Source organism: Dellaglioa sp. CoH-55-MRSF-6, from assembly GCF_056782215.1.
The window spans coordinates 1-245 of record NZ_JBXAYJ010000065.1; the positions used below are offsets into that span (position 1 = coordinate 1).

The window sequence follows — 245 nt, forward strand, 5'->3', positions numbered from 1 at the left end:
GATCGTGACGACGCCATTCGATTCCGCGCTGATAATCCCGTAACCGAGGAAGGTGAAAAATGCGTCGTATACCGCGACCTTCCGGTAGGTCGACATAGCGCCTGCAACCCAGTTCGGAACAGTAAGCACTGCGTTCTGACCTGACACCGACACCGCAGAAATTTTCCACAACTGCCGATCGTCATATACCTTCGCATCAACGTTAATCCCGGTCGAACCACTCGCGAAATAGATGCCGTTGTAGT

1 protein-coding gene is annotated in these 245 nt (G+C 52.7%); it reads right to left on the reverse strand.

What is annotated here, in order from left to right; translation table 11 throughout:
- The coding region (locus AC1RPK_RS07800) for a hypothetical protein (RefSeq protein WP_481769364.1) at window positions 1-245 on the reverse strand (245 nt) is incomplete at both ends.